The sequence below is a fragment of the Xanthomonas sp. NCPPB 3174 genome (genome assembly GCF_056725205.1).
The window spans coordinates 3,534,219-3,555,987 of sequence record NZ_CM161517.1; the positions used below are offsets into that span (position 1 = coordinate 3,534,219).

The 21,769-nt window shown below is 68.8% G+C and carries 14 protein-coding genes; 6 read left to right on the plus strand and 8 right to left on the minus strand.

Going from position 1 to position 21,769, the window contains the following annotated elements:
* Positions 1-78: 78 nt before the first annotated feature.
* Positions 79-885 carry an SGNH/GDSL hydrolase family protein gene (locus AC1PK7_RS15330; RefSeq protein ID WP_481098692.1) on the minus strand — a complete coding sequence of 269 codons (807 nt, stop codon included), beginning with the start codon at positions 883-885 and terminating at the stop codon, positions 79-81.
* Positions 886-1,391: 506 nt separating this feature from the next.
* Here AC1PK7_RS15330 and AC1PK7_RS15335 point away from each other — a divergent pair.
* Positions 1,392-2,990: an outer membrane protein assembly factor BamB family protein gene (locus AC1PK7_RS15335; RefSeq protein ID WP_481100906.1), complete on the plus strand. Its 1,599-nt coding sequence runs from the start codon at positions 1,392-1,394 to the stop codon at positions 2,988-2,990.
* A gap of 154 nt (positions 2,991-3,144) precedes the next feature.
* On the opposite strand, the gene AC1PK7_RS15340 is transcribed toward AC1PK7_RS15335, so the two are convergent.
* A complete protein-coding gene (locus tag AC1PK7_RS15340) occupies positions 3,145-6,057 on the minus strand; it encodes a TonB-dependent receptor domain-containing protein (RefSeq protein ID WP_481098693.1) in 2,913 nt (970 codons plus the stop codon).
* A gap of 731 nt (positions 6,058-6,788) precedes the next feature.
* On the opposite strand from AC1PK7_RS15340, the gene AC1PK7_RS15345 reads away from it, so the two are divergent.
* Positions 6,789-8,189, plus strand: coding sequence for a trypsin-like serine peptidase (locus tag AC1PK7_RS15345; protein WP_481098694.1), 1,401 nt, complete (start codon positions 6,789-6,791; stop codon positions 8,187-8,189).
* A 133-nt stretch (positions 8,190-8,322) separates the two neighbouring features.
* Positions 8,323-8,490 carry a hypothetical protein gene (locus AC1PK7_RS15350; protein WP_481098695.1) on the plus strand — a complete coding sequence of 56 codons (168 nt, stop codon included), beginning with the start codon at positions 8,323-8,325 and terminating at the stop codon, positions 8,488-8,490.
* 100 nt (positions 8,491-8,590) lie between these two features.
* On the opposite strand, the gene AC1PK7_RS15355 is transcribed toward AC1PK7_RS15350, so the two are convergent.
* Entirely contained in the window at positions 8,591-8,764 is a 174-nt protein-coding gene (locus AC1PK7_RS15355) for a DUF1328 family protein (protein ID WP_010342309.1), read from the minus strand.
* Positions 8,765-9,085: 321 nt separating this feature from the next.
* On the opposite strand from AC1PK7_RS15355, the gene AC1PK7_RS15360 reads away from it, so the two are divergent.
* Positions 9,086-9,574, plus strand: coding sequence for a pyridoxamine 5'-phosphate oxidase family protein (locus AC1PK7_RS15360; protein ID WP_010342308.1), 489 nt, complete (start codon positions 9,086-9,088; stop codon positions 9,572-9,574).
* Positions 9,575-9,628: 54 nt separating this feature from the next.
* On the opposite strand, the gene AC1PK7_RS15365 is transcribed toward AC1PK7_RS15360, so the two are convergent.
* From AC1PK7_RS15365 to AC1PK7_RS15380, 4 genes are all read right to left on the minus strand, one after another.
* Positions 9,629-10,702 carry a zinc metalloprotease gene (locus AC1PK7_RS15365; protein ID WP_481098696.1) on the minus strand — a complete coding sequence of 358 codons (1,074 nt, stop codon included), beginning with the start codon at positions 10,700-10,702 and terminating at the stop codon, positions 9,629-9,631.
* Positions 10,703-10,930: 228 nt separating this feature from the next.
* Positions 10,931-11,989 carry an HDOD domain-containing protein gene (locus AC1PK7_RS15370; RefSeq protein ID WP_481098697.1) on the minus strand — a complete coding sequence of 353 codons (1,059 nt, stop codon included), beginning with the start codon at positions 11,987-11,989 and terminating at the stop codon, positions 10,931-10,933.
* Between the two features lie 317 nt (positions 11,990-12,306).
* Positions 12,307-12,789, minus strand: a complete 483-nt coding sequence (locus AC1PK7_RS15375) for a nuclear transport factor 2 family protein (protein ID WP_481098698.1) — start codon at positions 12,787-12,789, stop codon at positions 12,307-12,309.
* A gap of 170 nt (positions 12,790-12,959) precedes the next feature.
* Positions 12,960-16,523 (minus strand): methylmalonyl-CoA mutase family protein, encoded by a 3,564-nt coding sequence (locus AC1PK7_RS15380; RefSeq protein WP_481098699.1) that lies wholly within the window; start codon positions 16,521-16,523, stop codon positions 12,960-12,962.
* 218 nt (positions 16,524-16,741) lie between these two features.
* On the opposite strand from AC1PK7_RS15380, the gene AC1PK7_RS15385 reads away from it, so the two are divergent.
* Positions 16,742-17,059, plus strand: coding sequence for a YXWGXW repeat-containing protein (locus AC1PK7_RS15385; protein ID WP_041500459.1), 318 nt, complete (start codon positions 16,742-16,744; stop codon positions 17,057-17,059).
* 465 nt (positions 17,060-17,524) lie between these two features.
* Positions 17,525-18,625: a Glu/Leu/Phe/Val dehydrogenase dimerization domain-containing protein gene (locus AC1PK7_RS15390; protein WP_010342303.1), complete on the plus strand. Its 1,101-nt coding sequence runs from the start codon at positions 17,525-17,527 to the stop codon at positions 18,623-18,625.
* Between the two features lie 124 nt (positions 18,626-18,749).
* Here the strand turns inward: AC1PK7_RS15390 and AC1PK7_RS15395 are convergent, their stop codons facing one another.
* The gene (locus tag AC1PK7_RS15395) at positions 18,750-21,572 is read right to left on the minus strand and encodes a S8 family serine peptidase (protein WP_481098700.1); all 2,823 of its coding nucleotides are present in this window, start codon (positions 21,570-21,572) and stop codon (positions 18,750-18,752) included.
* Between the last annotated feature and the right edge of the window lie 197 nt (positions 21,573-21,769).

Genomic DNA, 21,769 nt, shown 5'->3' on the forward strand with positions numbered 1-21,769 from the left:
GCCGATCGTTGTTGCCGGCGACCGTACCCTCACCCCAACCCCTCTCCCGGGGGGAGAGGGGCTAGGAGCGCACGTGGCTCAGGGCTTTGCCAGCGCGCGCTGGATGGCCTGCTCGGCCAGCGGCGCCATCACCGCATAGCCGGCGTTGTTGGGGTGCACGCCGTCGATGGCCACGGTCTTGTCCATGCCGCCGTCGCGGTTGCTCAGCTTGCTGTAGTAGTCCAGGTACACCGCGCCCTGCTGCTGCGCGTACTGCTGCATCCAGGCATTGAGCGCACGCACCTTCTGTGCCGGCTGCAGGCCCGGCCGCCACGGATAGTCGGTGACCGGCAGCACCGAGGCCAGCACCACCTTGATGTGGTGGGCCTGGGCCAGTTCGGTCATCGAGCGCAAGTTGTCTTCGATCATCTCCAGCGTGGACAGCCCGGTGTTGCCGGCTAGGTCGTTGGTGCCGGCCAGGATCACCACCACCGCCGGCTTCAGGTCGATCACGTCCTGGCGGAAGCGCACCAGCATCTGCGCGGTGGTCTGCCCGGAAATGCCACGATTGACGTAGGCGGACTTGCCGGGGAAGAACGTGGTGCCTTCGCGGCGGCCCCAGGCGTCGGTGATGGAATCGCCGTAGAACACCACACGCGGCGCGTCCGCTGCCGGCGCCGGCAGCGCCGCATTGTCGGCGCGATAGCGCTGCAGTTGCGCCCAGTCCAGCAGTCGCTGCTGCATCGCCTTCACTTCGTCGGGCTTGAGCGTGTCCGGCGCACGCGTGTACAGCGCATCGACCTTGCCCTCCAGCGCCGCGGTGGACGTGGGCGTTGCCGCCTGCACGGCGCCGGCGGCAGTGGCGCACAGCGCGATGGCGAGGGACAACAGCGAAGGGCATTTCATCGAGGCATTCCTTGTGCAGACAACGGTGATCGCACAGTGTAACCAACCCTCCGTATTGCCCATGCGGCGCTGCCGCAGCGCCGCTGCGACTGCGCCGTATCGCATGCGATTCAGCCCGTGCTCACGCTGCGGCTATCGCCGACAGCATCGATGGCGCATATCGCCGCAGCTCATCGCCAGGTGCGTCGTGGCGCACGGTCGATGCGCTGCAACACAGGGCTGCGACCGCCATCGCACCGTGCACCGACATGCGTCACGCGCGCGCCGCGCCGATGACAACGCGATGCCGTCACCATCGTTTTTCGCTATCGGCGCAACCTTTTGCGAACGCCCTAACTTTTTCGTAAGTACATGACACACAAGGATTTCCGCTTCTAGGATGGCCGCGGACGTGACGGGGGGATCCTCACTCCCAAGCCCGAAGGACATCCATGAAAACGCGTGATGCACACCAGAACCACTCCCGCCTGCGGCTGGCGTTGATTCCCGGCTTGATGTTCAGCGCAATGGCGATGGCGCAGTCCGCAGGCACCGCAGCGGCGACGACCGACACCAGCGCCGCCAGCGCACAATGGCGCAGCACGTTCTCCGGCGGCACGCCGTTCGCCACGCACAGCCTCTGGGACAGCGCCGGCGGCGGCTTCCTCAACACCCGCTTCGCGCCCGGCGAATGGCAGATCACCCCGTTCAACGCCGCGCGTCTGAAGACCGCGTGGACCTTCACCACGCAAGGCGACGTCTCGGCCACGCCGACCGTGCAGGGCACGGCGCTGTACGTGCCGGACTGGGGCGGCCAGCTGTATCGCATCGACACCGACCTCGGCAAGGCGGTGTGGCAGGTGAAGCTGGCCGACTACACCGGCATCGCCGGTTCGCTGTCGCGCAACAGCCCGGCGATCGCGCGCGACAGCGTGCTGGTCGGCGACCAGGCCAGCGGCACGGTGCTGGCGATCGACAAGGCCACCGGCAAGCTGCTGTGGAAGACCCTGGTCGAGTCCAACCCGCAGGCGCGCATCACCGCCTCGCCGGTGATCTACGGCGACCGCGTCTACGTCGGCGTGTCCTCCGGCGACTGGGGCGGACTGAGCGCCGGCTACAAGTATTCCTTCCGCGGCAGCGTCGCCGCGCTGGATCTGAAGACCGGCAAGCTGCTGTGGAGCTTCCGCACCACGCCGGAGGGCTACACGGGTGCGTCGGTGTGGGGCACGCTGGCGATCGATCCGCTGCGCCAGCGCGTCTACGCCACCACCGGCAACAACTACTCGGTGCCGACCGAGGTCGCCAGCTGCGTCAAGAACGCCAACGGCGACAAGACCGCGCAACTGGCCTGCATGGCGCCGGACAACTACGTCGACTCGGTGCTGGCGCTGGACATGCGCAGCGGCAAGCCGGTGTGGACGCGCCGCCTGCAGGGCGCCGACGCCTGGTCGCTGTCGTGCCTGGTCGCGCCGACCAATGGCCTGTGCCAGGACCCGCAGGGACCGGACTACGACTTCAGCGGCGGCGGCGCCAACCTGTTCACGGCGATCCGCAACGGCAAACCGCAGGCGCTGGTCGGTGCCGGCCAGAAGAGCGGCGTGTACTGGGCCTTCGACGCCGACAGCGGGCAGACCGTGTGGTCGACCCAGGTCGGCCCGGGCGGCACCGCTGGCGGCATCGAATGGGGCTCGTCGGTGGATCCGTTCTCCGGTCGCGTGTACGTGGCCATCAACAACAACGAGCACACGCCGTACACGCTGGCGCCGGGCAACACCGAGACCTGGAACGCCGGCTCCTGGGCCGCGCTGGATGCGGCCAGCGGCAAGATCCTCTGGCAGGTCAAGGTGCCGGGCACCGACCCGGTGCAGACCGCGTTCGGCGCCGGCGGCCGCGGCCCGCTGGCGTCGTCGCCGGGCCTGGTCTATGCCGGCTCGATGTCCGGCGCAATGACCGTGCTCGATGCCAAGACCGGCGCCACCCTGTGGAGCTTCGACGCCGGCGGCTCGGTGTCCAGCGCACCGGCGATCGTCGACGGTGCGGTGTACTGGGGCGCCGGCTATAGCCGCTTCAACTTCGGCACCGGGGTCAACAAGCTGTACAAGTTCGTGCCGTCGAACCGGCGCTGAGCGCAGCCCGCGCTCGCCGTAACGCGTCCATCGCCTCTCCTGCGCAAGCGGGAGGGGCGATGTTGAATTGGATTGGAACGCACCGCCTCGCGCGGGCATAAAAAAGCCGGCGGGCTTCGCTTCCACGAAGCCCGCCGGCCTGTCGGCGTGTTGCTCAGTTGAACGTGTAGTCCAGCGTCAGGAACATTTCCCGGCCGTTGTACTCGCTCGCGGTCTGCCCGGTGGTGACGAACTCGAAGCCGCCGGCGTAGTACGGAATCGCACCGACCTTGTCGAAGATGTTCGACACGGCGAGCTTTGCATGCAGATCCGGCGTGATCTGCAGGCCGACCGAGCCGTTCCAGGTGATCCACGCCGGCGCATGGCCCCGGTAGGTGGTGTCCTGCACGGTGACCTGGTTGCCGTCCTGGGTGACCTGGCACACGCCGGTGGAGATCGTCTCGCCGCCATTGGACACGGTGACCATGCTGGGCTGGATGCCGTTGGGCAGCACGTCGCAGCCGGCGTAGTTCGGCGCGCGCATCCGCCCGTTGCGCACGCCGGAGATCGACACGTTCCAACGACCCTTGGTCCAGTCGGCGATCCAGGTCATGCGGCTGGCCACGTTCTGGTAGCGGGTGTTCTGCAACGGATCCGACGCCAGCACGCGCTGCTTGTACGACAGGTTGTTGGTGTAGTTGATGCCGGCGCGGAAGTCGCCGTAGCCGTCGGTGTGGAACTTGTAGTCCAGCGTCGCGTCGACGCCGGCCACGTACAGCGAGGCTTCGTTGATCGGGCCCGACTGCACCGACACGATCTGGCCGTTGGCGTCGCGCGTCACCATCTGGGTGACCATCCGGCAGTACTCCGATCCGGCCACGTGCGCCGTGTACGGCGACAGGCCCGAGGTGCCGTTCGGCTTCAGGCCGGTCAGGCAGCCGGCCTCGTCGGCCAGCACGGTGTCCTGGCCCAGGTACTGGATGGCGTTGTCCACGCCCATGTTCCAGTAGTCGGCCGACACCGAAAGCCCCTGCACGCCCGGCACCTGCCAGACGAAGCCGTAGGTCCAGGAATGCCCGGTCTGCGGCAGCAGCAGGCGGCTGCCGTTGGTGTAGAGCGTGTAGTACTGCGAGGTCGGGCGCTGCACGCTGTTGCACCAGGTGTTGTTGTTCTGCCCGGCCTTGATCGCGTTCACGCACTGCAGCGGGTCGGCATAGAAGCCCACCGGCGAGGTCGAACCGGTCAGGTAGATGGCCTGCATGTCCGGCGCCTTGAAGTTGGTGCCGTAGCTGCCGCGCAGCAACAGCCCGTCGTACGGACGCCACTCCAGGCCCGAGCCCCAGGTACGGGCGATGTCGGCACGGCTGGCGTCGTTGTACTTGTCCAGGCGACCGGACAGCGTCCAGGTCACCGTGTCCAGCACCGGCAAGCGGAACTCCGTGCCCAGCGAGAAGCGCTGCCGGGTGCCGGCACCGGTGAGATAGGCGCCGAACGGGTTCTGGAAGGTGGACGGATCGGCCGCGCGCGGGTCGGGCGACAGCTTGAAGCCGTTGTGCGCCGCTTCGAACACCGCGGCCCAGCCCACCGACCGATCGGCCCAGGGCAGCTTGAACAGGTCGCCGTTGACGCGCAGTTGCGCCTGGTCGAGCCAGGACGAAGCGGTGTTCACGCCGGTCACCGCGAACTGGTCGTACTGCTGCGGGGTGATCGGGTTCCAGAACTGCTGCCAGTTGAACGCGTAGATCGGCAGGCCGTCGGCGGTAGTGCCCTGCTGCTGGCCGAGGAAGAAGTTGTTGGTGGCCTGCGCGTTGTAGCCGGTAAACTCCTCGCGGACGATGTACTTCTGGGTGTTGAGGTTGAGGTCCCAGTTGAAGCGGCCGTCGAACACGGTGCCGCGCAGGCCGGCCTGCAGGTTCCAGTTGCGCTCGCGGTCGTAGGTGTTGGCGCTGACGCCGATCTCTTTCTGGGTCAGCTGGCGGATCACCTGGTTGACCGTCTGCCCGGTGGTCTGGTCGTAGAACGGACCGGCACTGAACACGTTGAGCTGCGTGTTGGAGATGCCCACGGTCTGGTACAGCGCGGCCGAGCCGTAGAACTGCAGGCCGTTCTGGAAATCGTACTCGCCCGCCAGATAGCCGCTGTTGCTGATGCTGCCCGGGGTCAGCACCCAGTTCTGGAACAGCGCCGGCTGCGCGCAGTAGAAGCCGTTGTCGGTGACGCCGGTGACCTGGGTGCCGTTGGTGGTCACCGAGTGCGACTGGGTCAGGCGCGAGTTGCTGAACTTGTCGCAGGTGCCGGCGGGCGGCGTGATGTAGCGGCCGTTGGCGTCGGTGGCCGACAGGGCGATCGCACCGGCCGCGTCGTACTGGTAGCCGAACATGCGCGAGGCCGGCCCCCAGGCACCGTAGCCCGCGTCGGCCACCGAATCCTGGTAGGGCCGGTCCATGCCCCACAGCGCGCTGCGGTTGGAGTGCTCCAGGTTGTAGGTCACGTGCCAGTTGTCGCCCGCGCGGCCGCCGACGTAGTTGATGTCGCCGTAGTCGCGGCCACCGCGCGTCGCACCGCCCAGGGTGACCTGCAACTGGTTGCCCTGGTAGTCCTTCTTCAGGATCACGTTCACCACGCCGGCGACCGCATCCGAGCCATAGATCGACGACGCGCCGGAGGCCAGCACTTCGATGTGATCGATCATCCCGGTGGGGATGTTGTTGAAGTTCTGGAAGTTGCTCTGCTTGTTGAGCGGCTGCGGGTAGTCGACCACGCGATGGCCGTCGATCATCAGCAGGCTGAACCCGGGGCCGAGACCGCGCAGGTTCACCGAGCGCGCATTGACCGAGCTGGAGCCCCAGGAGGCCGGGTCGGACACCTGCTGGCCCACCTGCGGCAGCGAGTCGAGGAATTCCCACAGCGTGGTGTAGCCCTGCTTCTTGATCTCTTCGCCGGTGATGGTGACCACCGGCGCAGGGCCTTCGACCTCCACGCGCGGGATCAGCGATCCGGTGACCGTCACCGCCTTGAGTTCGACCGGCTTGTCGGCCTTGCCGGCACCACTGGGCGTGGCCGCGTCATCGGGCGCGGATTGCGCCATGACAGAGGGCGCCCACAGGGCGAGCGCAACGGAACTGGCGATGAGTCCACGCCGGAAAGCGATTCTGTTCACTGGTCTCCCCCCACAGGAGCGATCGATGTTCGAGATGTGCCGAGCCCGCCCTAGCCCCCTGGCCTCGCGCGGGCCGTCCGCGAAGCGGTGCATACACGAACAAAAGGTTCATATATGTGACGCCAGCGTTATAGGCCGAATTTGAATCGATGCAAGCTGCGTTGCAGCACAACGCGCCCCGATTTAAGTAATTGAATCTACTGAAATTTGTCGGAAAGCTTACAGAAAGGTTGCAACCGCGCCGAGACTGCGGCCTGGCGCGCCCGAAGGGTCTCTTACTGCGGTGATGGGCGCGCGCAAGGGGGGACACGCCAGGCGACGCCGACGGCGCAGCATCGCCTGGCGAACGCCTGTCGCGTCGATCAGATGGCCGTGTCGCGCCGCCACCGCTGTCGCCGCGTCACCACGCAAATAGCGCCGCCTCGCGTCCACTGCGCGGCACGATGAAACGCACCGACGTGCCAGCAGCGCGAAGCGCTTCTTTCGCGCCATCACACGCAATGTGAGCAGCTGTCTACGAAACCGGCCTTCCGAGCGTGACGCCTGGCACGCAATCGTGGGGGCGTCGCCCGTAGCCTCGGCAGGCACCCTGAACTCGGGTGCAATGGCATCCGGTCCCCTGCCGGATGGTCTCGTCCCTCTTCGCAAAAGGAAGATCGATGAATCGCAAGCATGCGTTGTACCTGGCGTTGCTGGCTGGCATCGCCAGTCTGTCCCCCGTCGCCATGGCTGCCACTCCCCCAGCAGCCGAAATGGATTCCGCCCCGGTCGAAGCCCGCCCGGATGCCGCCGCGCTCGGTGGCGCCGAGCTGCGCAGCCTCACCCCGGGCAGCGCACACGCGCCGCGCCTGATCGAACTGGCCGCGCCCGACAGCAGCAAGGCGGCGGCGATGAAGCAGGCACGCGGGCAACAGGTCAAGAACGGCCAGCCGCTGCAGATCGGCTTTTCCCGCGACGTCGCCAAGCCCGACATCAACCTGCGCCGCCTGTCCTGGCAGACCCTGCCCAATGGCGCGCAGGTCACCAGCTTCGAGATCGTCTCGACCAATGCGCAGGCGCTGCGCGCCGCGCTGCAACTCAGCGGCAGCGGCGCCCAGCCCGGCGATCCGCGCAAGGCGACGCTGCGCTTCGCCGGCGAGGATGGCCGCGTGTTCCAGCAGAGCGGCGCCGATTTCGCCGACAGCCAGCCCGGCTGGTCGGCGGTGATCGCCGGCGCACGCATGGTGGTGGAGATCGAGCTGCCGGCCGGCCAGTACCCGCAGGGCTTCGCGCTGAAGATCCCGCAGCTCTCGCACCTGGACATCAGCCCGGTGGCCAGCGACACGATGATGCGGCCGATGATCGGCGAGAGCGATTCGTGCGAGCGCGACATCGTCTGCCGCGCCAATCCGACCTCCGGCTTCACCTCGGCGGCCAAGTCGGTGGCGCGCATGACCTTCACCAGCGGCGGCAGCACCTACCTGTGCACCGGCACCCTGCTCAACAACAGCAATTCGCCGAAGAAAGCGATGTTCTGGAGCGCGGCGCACTGCATCAGCACCCAGACCGTGGCCAATACGCTGCAGACCTACTGGTTCTACGACGCCACCACGTGCGGCGGCTCCACGGTCAATTCCAACTACACCACGCTCGGCGGCGGCGCCTACCTGCGCTATACCAACACCACCCGCGACACCACGCTGCTCGAGCTCAAGAGCGCTCCGCCGAGCGGCGCGTTCTACGCGGGCTGGAGCAGTTCGGCGATCGGTTCCACCGGCACCGCGATCGAGGGCATCCACCACCCGGCCGGCGACGTCAAGAAGTACTCGCTGGGCAAGGTCACCGCGCTGTCCAGCTCCATCGACGGCAAGTCGCCGCTGTATCGCGTGCAGTGGAGCACCGGCGTCACCGAAGGCGGCTCGTCCGGCTCCGGCCTGTTCACCGTCAACAGCAGCGGCGCCTACCAATTGCGCGGCGGCCTGTATGGCGGCACCTCGTACTGCAGCGCACCGAGCGATCCCGACTACTACTCGCGCTTCGCCGACGTGTATTCGTCGATCCAGCAGTACCTGAGCCCGTAAGCCAAGGTCCGGGAGGGCCGTACTCCCGCACCTGCGCCTAGGACAGGCCGTCTCACACGGGCGGCCTGTCCGTTTCGCACGCGGTGGCACACACCGGCTACACTCGACGCATTCCCCTACCGGCAGATGCGCATTGGCCAAGCCCAATTACTCTTTCGAAAAGCGTCAGCGCGAGCTGGCCAAGAAGAAACAGCAGGAAGAAAAGGAAGCGCGCAAGCGCGAGGTGCGTGCCGCAGCCGCCAAGCCTGCCGCGGACGGCGACGCCGCACCGAACGACGCCGACACCGCCAGCGACGCCTAGACCATCGCGGCACGGCAGGCGCCTGCCGCCCAGCGCGACCTTCCATCATTGACCTGTCGCGCGACGCACCTGCATCGTCGCGACATGACCAGCCTCGCGCTCAGTCGACCTTTTTGGCCAGCATCGTGCCCAGCACGAACAGCACCAGGGCGATGACGATGCCGGCCCAGAACAGGAACTTGGCGACGCCCATCGCTGCGCCTGCCACGCCGCTGAAGCCGAGCGCGCCGGCGATGAGTCCGATGATGGCGATGATGATGGCCCACTTGATCATGATGCGGTCTTCCCGAAACGAGGACATGCGCACGCCGTCGCGGCGTGCACTGGCGCCGGCAAACGGCCGGCGCTGATGCGGGAGACTAGCCAGCGCGGGATGCGCACGCGGTGAAACACGGATGCACGCGCCGTGCACGCATCGCCACCACGCATGCTGCAGCACGACCCGCATGTTGGCGATGCAGTGCTGCAGCAACAGGCACGGAACCTGCGCGTGCACGCACCGCCTCTGCACATCGCGTCCACCCTCCCGTCACGGACCGCGCGCGTGCCGCCCGGCACAGTGCAGGCGGGCACTGTCGCCCGCTCGGAGATCCGCATGGCCAGCCCGCAGGAACTGGAAGAGAAATTCTGGAAGGCATTGAAGTCCGACCGCACCGTGATGCTGGGCCTGGACGGCGTCGAGGACGGCCACGCCCGCCCGATGACCGCGCAGTTCGAAGGCGATCGCGGCGGCCCGATCTGGTTCTTCACCTCCAAGGACAACGCGCTGGTGCAGAAGCTGACGCAGAGCCAGCGGGTGATCGCGGCATTCAGCGCCAAGAACCACGATCTGTTCGCCAGCATCAGCGGCACCCTCAGCGTCGACAACGACCAGGCGGTGATCGAGCGCCTGTGGAACGGCTTCATCGACGCCTGGTACGAACAGGGCAAGGACGATCCCAAGCTGGCGCTGCTGCGCCTGGATCCGGACCACGCGCAGATCTGGCTCAACGGTTCGAGCCTGATGGCCGGCATCAAGGTGCTGTTCGGCATCGACCCCAAGCGCGACTACCAGGACAAGGTGGCCGACGTGCCGCTGCGCTGAGCGGCACGCAACGCGATGCACGCCAGCCGGCCGTGCGCCGGCTGGCAGATACCATCAGGGAACCGACGCGACCGGCAGACGCTGGCGGATGGCCTCACGCAGCCCGCGTTCGCACTGCCGCGTCGCCGCATCCACGTCGTTCTCGGCCAAGGCTTCGGCACGCGCCAATGCAGCCAGTGCGGCACGCTGGTCGCCACGCCGCGCCGCCATCAGCGCCTGGCAGCGCGGCCGCAAGGCCGGCACCGCCCAGTCGAGGTCGGCCGTCAGCGCCGCATCCAGGGGATCGGCAGCGTCCTCACCGGCCATGGCCCGCGAGAACGCGAGTTCGCAGCGCAGCAGCGCGATCATGGTGTGCCAGGATTCGGCGACCGGCGCAGGCAGCGTCGCGACCTGCGCCTCGAAGTCCGGCTGCAGGGCAGCGGCTTGCGCCCACTCGCCACGGTTCTGCATGGCTTTCAGCGTGAACCAGACATAGAAAAACCAGCCATCGCCGTCCGCGAGCAGGGCCAGGCGGTGTGCCGGCAACTTGTCCGCGGTGACGCCGCGCAGCGAGAGGCCATTGAGTTCGGCCAGCACCTCGGACAGGGCATCCGGATCGCGCCGCCGCGCATATTCGAGCAACTTCAGACCGTCGCTGCCGCCGAGTGCGCTCTGCAACGGCACCAGGTTGCCCAACCCGACTGCCAGATTGAACGCGGCTGCGCCGGTGCAGAACGCGCCGCTGGTGCTGCCCAGTCCCAGGTGCCATGCCAACAATCCGCACCCGGCCGCCGCCAGCAGGTTCGCCAGCGGACCGCCGGCAATCAGCAGCAGATATTGCCGGCGCACCGTCGCGTAGGGATTGGGCACCGCGATCACGCTGCCCGCGTTGTCGCCCGGACGCTGGCGCTGCCAGCGGATCCGCCAGCCGCGACGGCGCGCGAGCAACTGCAGTGGCCCCACGTGCACCCGGTACACGGTCATGCCGATCGCCCGCCCCGCCAGCACATGCCCGCCTTCGTGGATGGCGACCGTGGCCAATACCGCCAGCGGGAACAGCAGCATCGCCAGGAACGGCTCCAGCGAGGACGTGACCAGGTGCGCCAGGGCGAAGCAGCCGGCCAGCATCGCCAGCGCCCCCACGCTCATCAGGACGCCGCGGACGCCACGGAACAGGAGATCGAGCCAAGGCGGCGCCGCCCAGGGCATGGAGGGTTGTGCGCCGGCACTCATCCGCACCTGCCCTCGCGCTGCGCGCCCAGCACCGCACCGCGCAGCAGCCCGTTGCGATCGCGCCCTGCGTCGTAACGCGTCTCGCGTCGTCTACCGAGCCCTTGCACGTTTCGCCTGTGCCGTCCGATCGTGCGCCTGTCGCCACTAGCGGCGATAGCGCACCGCCAGTTGGGCGGCCGCGGCGGCGCGATGCCGGCGCAGGGCCAGCCCGAGCGGGCTCATGGTGGCGACATCGGCGTCGCCCGACTGCTCCTCCAGGGCGCGCTGCACCCGTGGCGACAGCCCCCAGTCCGCGGAAATGGCCTTGGCGCAGTGCGCCGACCACGCCTCCAGCATCTCGGTCATCGCCGCCGGCGTGGGGGCTGCCTCGGCGTGGCGTGCATGGACATCGCGCAGCACCTGCACCACCGAAACCGCGCCCAGTCCGCACAACAGCGCCAGCAATTGCGCGGCGTTCGCATCCTCGCGGTCGGGCACCTGGGAAGCGGCATGCGCCGACAGCAGGGTGTGTTCCCACAGCACCGCCGCACAGCGGCCGAAGACGCTGCCGTCGTCGACGATCACCGGCTGCAGCAGCGCCGCCAGCACGATCTGGCGCAGGCCCTCGGTACCGAGCAGGGCCACCGCCCGCTCCAGGTTCTCGATCGGCTCGGGATGGCGGCGGTAGATGACGCTGTTGGCGATGCGCAGCAGATTACCGGCCAGCGCCGGATCCTGGCCGAGGATCGTGGCGATGGCATGGGCGCCGGCGGCCGGATCGTTGATCGCGCGGGTGAGCTGCGGCAGCAGATGCGGGCGCCGCGGCGTATAGCGCGGATGCGCGTCGATGCGCGCCAGCACCGCGGCGGCATCGGCCATGACCGCCGGCGCGACCGCGGCCGATGCAGTGACCGGCCGCCCGGCGAACGCCAGTTCGCACAGCCGCGCCAGGATCGCGGCGTCCGGCACCGGCTCCAGGTCGAGCAGCGCCGGATCGGCGAACGGGTCGACGCCCGGCTCCACGGCGTCGACAGACGCGGCTGGCGCAGTGCGTGCGGACGCGGCCTGCGTGTCGGGCAGGTCGGCATCGTCGGCGCCGACGCGCGCCTGCCGCGCCTCGGCCGCATCGCCTTCGCCACGGCGCAGCCACCACCAGAGCCCGGCTCCCAGCACCAGCACACCCGCACTGATGGCAATCCACATGATCGGCACGATCGTCGTCATCCGCAAAACATCGCCAGGTCCCCGCGCCCGGCCACCGGTGCGCGCCCATGCGGCGCGCCATGTCATTCAAGCACGCCGCGCGGGTTTCTGCGCAACGTCGGCGTCACGCGGCCGCCGACCTCCGTCAGGCGGTCATGGACAACGCGCGATCGCACCAGCCGATGGCAAGCAAGCGGCGTGCCGCAACGTCCGCCAGCGCCCCGTCCAGTTGCTGCGCCGATCTCGACAGCGCACCGCGCAGCGTGCGCGGTCGATCCGGGCCCAAGCCCAGGGACGCACGCCGACTCGCCTCTCGGCGGCGACGGGACGGCGCGCGCTCAGGGCGGCGCCGGCGCGGACACCGTGCGATGGCCGTAGCTGAGCACCCGCGTCAGCTTCCAGCCGTCCGGGTCCTGGCGCCACACCATCACGAACCTGGCGATGCCCTCGCAGCGGCCGCTGGCCAGTTCGCAGAAGCGGTGTTCGCCTTCCTCGATCGCCCCGAAGTCCTTGACCGGGTAGACCCGCAACGTGCCGGGCAGCAGTTCGCGGCGGACCTTGCCGCAGATCCATTTGCGCGTGTTGTCGACGACGCTCGCGCGGTCCCGGGTGACACCGCCGGTGTCGTGGTAGAACTCCACGTCCGGCACGAACATGGACTCGAACACGGCCAGGTCGCAGCGGTTGTAGGCATCGAACAGGCGCTGATCCAGCGCCGCGACGGTGTCGAACAGCGGCCCCGCCGCGCCGTCATCGGCCGGTTCCGCTGCGCCGGCCACCGCCGTGCATGCGATCAGCCACAACGCTCCCCAGGCTTTCATCGGCAACCTCCCCGTGTGTCGATACGCCACTATGGGCCTGTCGCGACAGCGGCCGCAAGACGGCCGCATGCGGGCACGCGACCGCCTGCGCGACGCACGCCTGCCGCAGCGAGGCGCGCGACAGGCATGCTCGCCGCCGACGGCGTCGGCGGCACCTGCACCCGTGGGCGCTACATGTTGCGCCGATACTCGCCGCCCACCTCGTACAGCGCATGGCTGATCTGGCCCAGGCTATGGGTCTTGACCGCCTCCATCAGCGCCGCGAACACGTTGCGGCGCTCGCGCGCGGTGCGCTGCAGGGCGCCCAGGCCGGCGCCGTCGGCGGCCAGCGCCAGCGCGTTGCGGCGCTGCTGCCAGTCGCGCACGTTGCCGATCTGCTGGTCCTTTTCCTGCTCGGTGGAGCGGATCAGCTCGATCTCGGTCGCGGTCTCGCCGGCATGCTCCTTGGGCAGGAAAGTGTTGACCCCGACCAGCGGCAGGCTGCCGTCGTGCTTCTTGTGTTCGTAGTACAGGCTCTCTTCCTGGATCTTGCCGCGCTGGTACATGGTGTCCATCGCGCCGAGCACGCCGCCGCGCTCGCTGATCGCCTCGAACTCCTTGTACACCGCCTCCTCGACCAGGTCGGTGAGCTGCTCGACGATGAAGCTGCCCTGCCAGGGGTTCTCGCAGAAGTTCAGCCCCAGCTCCTTGTTGATGATCATCTGGATCGCCACCGCGCGGCGCACGCTTTCCTCGGTCGGCGTGGTGATCGCCTCGTCGTAGGCGTTGGTGTGCAGGCTGTTGCAGTTGTCGAACAGCGCGTACAGCGCCTGCAGCGTGGTGCGGATGTCGTTGAACTGGATCTCCTGCGCGTGCAGCGAACGGCCGGAGGTCTGGATGTGGTACTTCATCATCTGGCTGCGCTCGTTGCCGCCGTAGCGCTCGCGCATCGCCCGCGCCCAGATCCGCCGCGCCACCCGGCCGATCACCGTGTACTCCGGATCCATGCCGTTGCTGAAGAAGAAGCTCAGGTTCGGCGCGAAATCGTCGATGTGCATGCCGCGCGCCAGGTAGTACTCGACGATGGTGAACCCGTTGCTGAGGGTGAAGGCGAGCTGGCTGATCGGGTTCGCCCCGGCCTCGGCGATGTGATAGCCGGAGATCGAGACCGAGTAGAAGTTGCGCACCTTGTGCTCGACGAAATACTGCTGGATGTCGCCCATCATGCGCAGCGCGAACTCGGTGCTGAAGATGCAGGTGTTCTGCGCCTGGTCCTCCTTGAGGATGTCGGCCTGCACCGTGCCGCGCACGCTGGACAGGGTCTGCGCCTTGATCTGCGCATAGGTCTGCGCATCCAGCAACTGGTCGCCGCTGACCCCGAGCAGGGCCAGGCCGAGACCGTCGTTGCCCGGCGGCAGCTCGCCGTGATAACGCGGGCGTTCGCGGCCCTCGAACAGCCGCGCCAGGGTCTGCTCGGCCTGCGCCCAGCGCTGCGTGTCGGCCTTCAGATACTTCTCCACCTGCTGGTCGATGGCGGTGTTCATGAACATCGCCAGGATCATCGGCGCCGGGCCGTTGATGGTCATCGACACGCTGGTGGTCGGCGCGCACAGGTCGAAGCCGGAGTACAGCTTCTTCATGTCGTCCAGGGTCGGGATGTTGACCCCGGAGTTGCCGATCTTGCCGTAGATGTCCGGACGCGGCGCCGGGTCCTCGCCGTACAGGGTGACGCTGTCGAAGGCGGTGGACAGGCGCGCGGCCGGCTGGCCGACGCTCAGGTAATGAAAGCGCCGGTTGGTGCGCTCGGGCGTGCCCTCGCCGGCGAACATGCGGATCGGGTCCTCGCCGGTGCGCCGGTACGGATACACGCCGCCGGTGTACGGATAGCTGCCGGGCAGGTTCTCCTTGCCGAGGAAGGTCAGCAGTTCGCCCCAGCTCTTGTAGCGCGGCGCGGCGATCTTCGGAATGGACTGGTGGCTGAGCGACTCCCGGTAGTTCTCCACCCGGATCGACTTGCCGCGCACCGCGTATTCGGTGACTGGATCGGTGATCGACTTCAGCCGCTGCGGCCATTCGCGCAGCAGCTTCAGCGATTCGCTGGACAGCGACTGCAAGGCATCGTTGTAACGCTGGCGCAGCAACAGCAGGGTCGCGTCCACGGCGTCCGCGGAAGCATCGCCGGACGTGCGCGACGCCGGCAGCAGGTCCTGCGCCGCATACAGCTCCAATTGCGCCGGCAGCTGCGGATCCTGCAGTTCGTGCAATGCCTGCCAAAAGGCCTGCGCGCGGTCGGCGGCCTCGGCCTGGCGCAGCACACCGGCATTGAGCGCCCGGCCCTGCTCGGCGATCTCGGCCAGGTAGCGCACGCGTGCGCCGGGGATCAGCACGGTGGCGCGCGGCTCCTTCAGCGTGGTGTCGAGCTGCGGGCGGAAATCGCAGTGCGCCGGCGGGCCAGCGGCGGCATCGACCTGCGCCGTCAGCTTGTCGCGCAGCAGGCGGCACAGATTGACGAACATCCAGCTCACGCCGGGGTCGTTGAACTGGCTGGCGATGGTCGGATACACCGGCACCGCCTCGTCCTCCAGCTGGAACGCCGCGCGGTTGCGCCGCCACTGCTTGCGCACGTCGCGCAGCGCGTCCTCGGCGCCGCGCCGGTCGTACTTGTTCAGCACCACCAGCTCGGCGAAGTCGAGCATGTCGATCTTCTCCAGCTGGCTCGGCGCACCGTAGTCGCTGGTCATCACGTACACCGGGAAATCGACCAGATCGACGATCTCCGAATCGCTCTGGCCGATACCGGCGGTCTCCACGATCACCAGGTCGTAGCCGATGCCCTTGAGCAGCGCGATGCAGTCCTTCAGCACGCGATTGGTGGCGGCGTGCTGGCGCCGCGTGGCCATCGAGCGCATGTACACGCGCGGGCTGCGCAGCGCGTTCATGCGGATGCGGTCGCCGAGCAGCGCACCGCCGGTGCGGCGCCGGCTGGGGTCGACCGACACCACCGCGATGCGCATCTGCGGGAAGCTGGCCAGGAAGCGGTTGAGCAGTTCGTCGGTGACCGAGGACTTGCCGGCACCGCCGGTGCCGGTCAGGCCCAGCACCGGTGCGGCGCGCCGGCTGCGCGACTCGGCCGCGGACGCCGTGCCGGACTGCCACTGCTTGCGCAACAGCGCCAGTTCCGCCTCCGAGAACGCCCCGTCCTCGATCGCCGACAGCATCCGGCCGATCCCGATCTCGTCGTCGATGTCCGGCAGGGAGGAGCCGGCCGGCGACGCGCCACGCGCCTCCGCCGCGGTCTCGCGCCCGTGCCCGGCGCGCGCCACCACGTCCTCGATCATCTCCACCAGGCCCATCTTCATGCCGTCGTTGGGGTGGTAGATGCGCTCCACGCCGTAGGCCTGCAGTTCGGCGATCTCCTCCGGGGTGATGGTGCCGCCACCGCCACCGAACACCCGCACATGAGAGGCGCCGCGCTCGCGCAGCATGTCCACCATGTACTTGAAGTACTCCACGTGGCCGCCCTGATAGGACGACAGCGCGATCGCGTCGGCATCCTCCTGCAGCGCCGCGCGCACCACGTCCTCGACGCTGCGGTTGTGGCCGAGATGGATCACCTCGGCGCCCTGCGCCTGGATCAGGCGGCGCATGATGTTGATCGCCGCATCGTGGCCGTCGAACAGACTGGCGGCGGTGACGAAACGCAGGGGACTGGCGTCGGTCTGCGGCAACGGAACGCGGGACGCGGGAAGGCTCATCGTGCGGACATCGAAAAGAGAATGCCGCGATTCTAGGCGTGCAGCGCGACACGGGCAGGTTGCGCTGCAGCATCCGCACGCGGGCGGCAAACCGCGTGCGCGACGTCGCACATGGCTATCCGCTGCATGAATACGCCCTCGGCCGCGCGTCAACACCCGTGCCGGTGGCGGCGTTTCCTCCCGCGTCGGCGCCCCGCCGATGCCTTCGGAGACATCGCATGTTCGCTCGTCCCTTGTTGCTGGCCACCCTGCTCGGCGGCGCGCTCGCCGGTGGCATGGCCGCCGCGCCCGCGCAGGCGCGCGAAGTGGTGGAACTGTCGGTCCGCACCGCGCCACCGCCGCCGATCGTGGAACGGGTGGTGGTGCGGCCCGGCTACGTGTGGATGCCCGGCTACTGGCGGTGGAACGGCCACCGCCACGTCTGGGTCGCCGGCCGCTACGTGGTGGAACGGCCCGGCTACGTCTACGTCGGCCCGCGCTGGGAGCACTACGGCCCCGCCTATCGCTTCCACGCCGGCTATTGGGCACGTCACTAGTCCCAGTTCCCCCAAACGAGGCCCGCGATCGCCGTGATGGCGGCGATCGCGGGCAACGCCGCCGCCGCGTGCAGGGCCGCGGCAAGGCCTCAACAATCGCTGCCGCCCATGGCGCCAACGTGCGCCCCTCCTACGGCACCAGCGCCGGTCACCGCGACCGCAGGACCGGCCCGGGCCACATCGCGCCGCCCGCCCCTGTGCGCCCGGCACCAAAACCGCCCTCTCCCGCCACGCACACTCCCCCGGCGAACACGGGTATACCGCCTGTGGCGTCGCACAGCGCCGCGAGATGCCTGCACCGGCCGGCCACCACGCCATCGCACCGGGCCGGCGGCAATTGCTTTAAAATGCCGCCATCGCGACGCTCAGGGCCTGTTCCGGAACCGTCGCGTTTTTGTTTTGCGCCACCCCCAGGCACGGTCCTGGACCATGGTGCCCGACACCTGCAACGCCAGCGGAGCCCCCATGCTTTTCGAAACGCTAGCCAACACCGGCCACGAACAGGTCGTCTTCTGCCATAACCGCGACGTGGGACTGCAGGCGATCATCGCCATCCACAACACCGTGCTCGGCCCGGCGCTGGGCGGCGTGCGCATGCGCCCCTACGCCAACACCGAGTCCGCCCTGCAGGACGCGCTGCGGCTCAGCCGCACCATGACCTACAAGAACGCGCTGGCCGGGCTCAACATCGGCGGCGGCAAGGCGGTGATCATCGGCGACCCGAAAAGCGACAAGTCCGAAGCGCTGTTCCGCGCCTTCGGCCGCTACGTCGATTCGCTGGGCGGCCGCTACATCACCGCCGAGGACGTCGGCACCGACGTCAACGACATGGAGCAGATCTACCTGGAGACCGAGTACGTCACCGGCGTGCACCAGGTGCATGGCGGCTCCGGCGACCCGGCCCCGTTCACCGCCTACGGTGCGCTGCAGGCGCTGATGGCCTCGCTGCAACGCAAGTTCGGCCACGAGGAGATCGGCAAGACCAGCATCGCCGTGCAGGGCCTGGGCCACATCGGCATGGAGCTGGTGAAGCTGCTGAAGGAACGCGGCGCCAAGCTGTACGTGACCGACCTGGATCCGGCGCTGGTCGCACGCGCGGTGGCCGAGTACGGCGCCGAGGCGGTGGACCCGGACGACATCTACGACGTCGCCGCCGACGTGCTGGCCCCGTGCGCGCTGGAGAGCGCGCTCGACGAGGCCAAGCTGCCGCGGCTCAAGGTCAAGATCGTCTGCGGTACCGCCAACAACCAGTTGGCCAATCCCGCGGTCGGCGAGGAACTGCACCGCCGCGGCATCCTCTACGCGCCGGACTACGCGGTCAACGCCGGCGGCGTGATGAACGTGTCGCTGGAGATCGACGGCTACAACCGCGAACGCGCGATGCGGCTGATCCGCAGCATGTACCACAACCTCGGCAAGATCTTCGACCTGTCCGAGCGCGAGAACATTCCGCCGCAACAGGCCGCCGACCGCATCGCCGAGGCGCGCATGCAGGCGATCGGCAAGCTCAAGCTGCCGCTGGGCCGCACCGCACCGCGCTCGATGGGCCATCTGCGCGGCGAGTGACGCCACGCACCGCCTGCACCGCAGACGGAAGAGCCGCAGATCGCAGGGCTGGGACGTCCCGGCCCTGCTTGACTGATCGACGACCCCGAACCGGCGCAGCATGCGCCGGCGCGGGGACCGTGGTTCAGAAGCCCAGACGATAGTTCACCGACACCGCGCGGTCGTCGCCGCGCGGACCGAAGCGCTGGTCGTAGCCCAAGCCCAGCAGCGCCCCGTTCCAACGCGTTTGCAGGCTGGCGCCGACCAGGCCGCCGGAGCGTGCCGGCTGCAGGTCCACCAGCGGCGCCCAGGCGTTCACGCCGACGAAGCTGGCCTGCCGGTCCAGGCCCTGCGTGGCCAGCGTCTGCTGCCACTCGGCATAGCCCTGCAGCGACCAGCCGCGCCCGCCGAATCCGCCCCGCAGGCCCGCCAATGCCTGGCTGCGCGAAGAACTGGCGGCACCGGCCATCAGCCCGAAGCCATCGCCGCCCTGTTCGCGGAAACCATCGCTGTCGATGCGGCTGTAGTCGGCGCCGGCATACGGCGTCAGCCACGCCGGGCCGCGCCCGAACCGATAGCCGACCTCGACGCTGGAAGACAGGAAGCGACCGGCATAGCGGCTGGACGCGTCGGCGACGGTGTCGCCGAGCAGCAGGCTGCGGTCGAGCTGGCGCTGGTACTGGCCGCTGCCCAGTTGCGCCAGCGCGTAGGCGTCGCCGGCCACCGCGCCAAGGTACGCCTGGCCCTGCACCTGGCGGTTGCGGCTGCGGTCCAGGCCGCCGGCGTCGTTGGCGCGGCTTTCGCCGAAGGCGAAGCCGGCCACCGCGTGTTCGCCTAGGCGCAGGTCCTGGCCCATCAGCCAGCCATCGAGCTGGAACTGGCTGCCGGCGAAGCTGCCCTGCCCGGTCTCGCCCAGGCGTTGGCTCCAGGCGCCGACCGCGCGCGGCTGGTCGACCAGCGTGTCGAAGCGGCTGGACAGCGCGCGCCGCTGCAGGTCCATGGTGTCGAAGGTCATCGCGGTGGCCGCGGCATGCGCTTCGCCGGACAGGCTGCGCAATGTCGCCGACGCCGCCGCCACGCTCGGCGACTGCTGCACCGCGCCGGCCGCCTTGAGCAGGGCGCCGTCGACCGTGGCCGGGGCCTGGCTCAGCTGCGTGTTGAGCTGCGCGAACGCCGCATCCACGCGCGTCGCCGACGCCAGGGTGGCCGCGGTGATGTTGCCGAAGCTGGCCGCGGCGGCGGTGACGCTCAGCGACTGCACGGTGATCGAGGCGCTGGTGGCGTCGTAGGACAGCGACGAGGTCAGGAACACGTTCGACGGCGTGGTCACCGAGGCGAAGGTGCCGGTGAGCCCGCCGTTGGCCTGCAGCACCGTGTATGCGGTGTTGTTGACCACGTAGTCGCGCTTGCCCAGCACGTACAGCGAACCGCCCTGCAGGACGGCGCTGCCGCCGACCGAGAGCTTGTCGCCGACCAGCAGGGCCAGGCGGCCGTTGCTGCTCTGCACGTAGTTGCCGCTCAGGCTCAGGGTGGCCGCGCCGACCTGGAAGGTGCCGGCATTGGCGACGCTGCCGCCGAGCGCGCCGGTGCCGATGAAGGTCGCGCCGTTGCTGATCGCCACGTTGGAACTGCCGAGGCTGGCCGCGCTGAGCGTGCCGCCCTGCACCTGGGTGTCGCCGCTGTAGGTGTTCTGGGTGCCGCTCAGGGTCAGCGTGCCGCTGCCCTGCTTGATCAGGCCGCCGCTGCCGGCGATGTCGTTGCCCCAGGTCGAGCTGCCGGTGAACGCCACCGTGACATCGCCCCAGTCGAAGCGGCCCGGTCCCTGCACCGCCTTGCCGACGTTGAGCAGGCCGTAGCCGAAGGTCGCATCCACGCCCGGCGTGCCCAGGTCGGTGGCGGTGCCGAGCAGGGTCTGCCGGACCAGGTCGTTGTTGAAATACGGGAAGGCCTGCCAGACCAGCGCCGCCGCACCGGACACCAGCGGCGCCGCGTACGAGGTGCCGCTGCCGTAGTAGTAGTCGGGGTTGCTGGTGGAGGTGGTCGCCTTGGGATCGACGAACACCTCGGTGCCGGGCGCGACCAGGCAGTAGCGCATCGCCGCGCCGCAGGCGTTGGAATACGAGGCCAGCTGTGTGCCGGTGGTGGAATCGGTGGCCGCCACCACCAGCCAGCCGCGCTCCAGGTCCGCCGCCGGCAGCGTGCCGTTGGGGCCGGCCTTGCTCGGCAGCGCGGCGATGTCCGAGGGCGTGGCCTTGGATTCGTTGCCGGCGGCGAACACCACCAGGCCGCCGTTGCCGAGCACGAACGGACGGTACTCGTCGGCGATGGCGTTGGTCGAGTTCAGGTCGGTCCAGTAGATGCCGCCCCAGGAGTTGTTCATCACCTTGACCCCGGCATTGATCAGGTCCTGGTGCACCTGGGTCAGGCCCAGTCCGCCGCTGACCTGGTTGCCGTTGCCGCTGCCGTCGTCCTTGGGCGGCGTGTCGGAAATGATGCGCGCGGACACGATCTGCGCGCCCGGCGCGATGCCGCCCGGCCACTGCCCGACCGACTTGCCCGCCGCCAGTTGCGCCACGGTGGTGCCGTGGCCGTCGACGTCGTCGACCTTGGTGTTGTTCTGGCTCGGATCGACGTAGATCAGGTTCGACACCACCCGTCCGGCCAGCGCCGGATGGTTGCGGTTGACGCCGGTATCGACCACGCCGATGCGGTAACCGCTGCCGTCGTAGCCGGCGTTGTGCGCGGCCAGCGTATTGGTCAGGGTCAGGTGCGCGTCGAACGCCGGCTGGGGCGGCGGCGGCGAGGTCGGGGGAGGCGACGTCGGCGGCGGCGGTGGGGGCGGCGGCGGCGAGGTCGGAGGTGGCGACGTCGGCGGACTGCCATGGATCAGATTGCCGCCACCGCCACCGCCGCCACCGCACGAGGTCAGCGCAACCGCCACCGCGGCCGCCAGCAGCGACCGTGTCATCAATGCCCGCATGTCGTTCCCCTCTCCCTTGATCTGCCGCACCGTCCGGTGCCATTCCCATTCATCGGCCGTCGACGGCGATGACCCACGCCAATCTACACCGAAACATCGCCCACGGGACGGCCGCCCCGGGTCCCTGCGATTTGGCAAGACCCCGCGCCGCGGCAGATAATCGGAACACTACTTTCGTAAGGGTT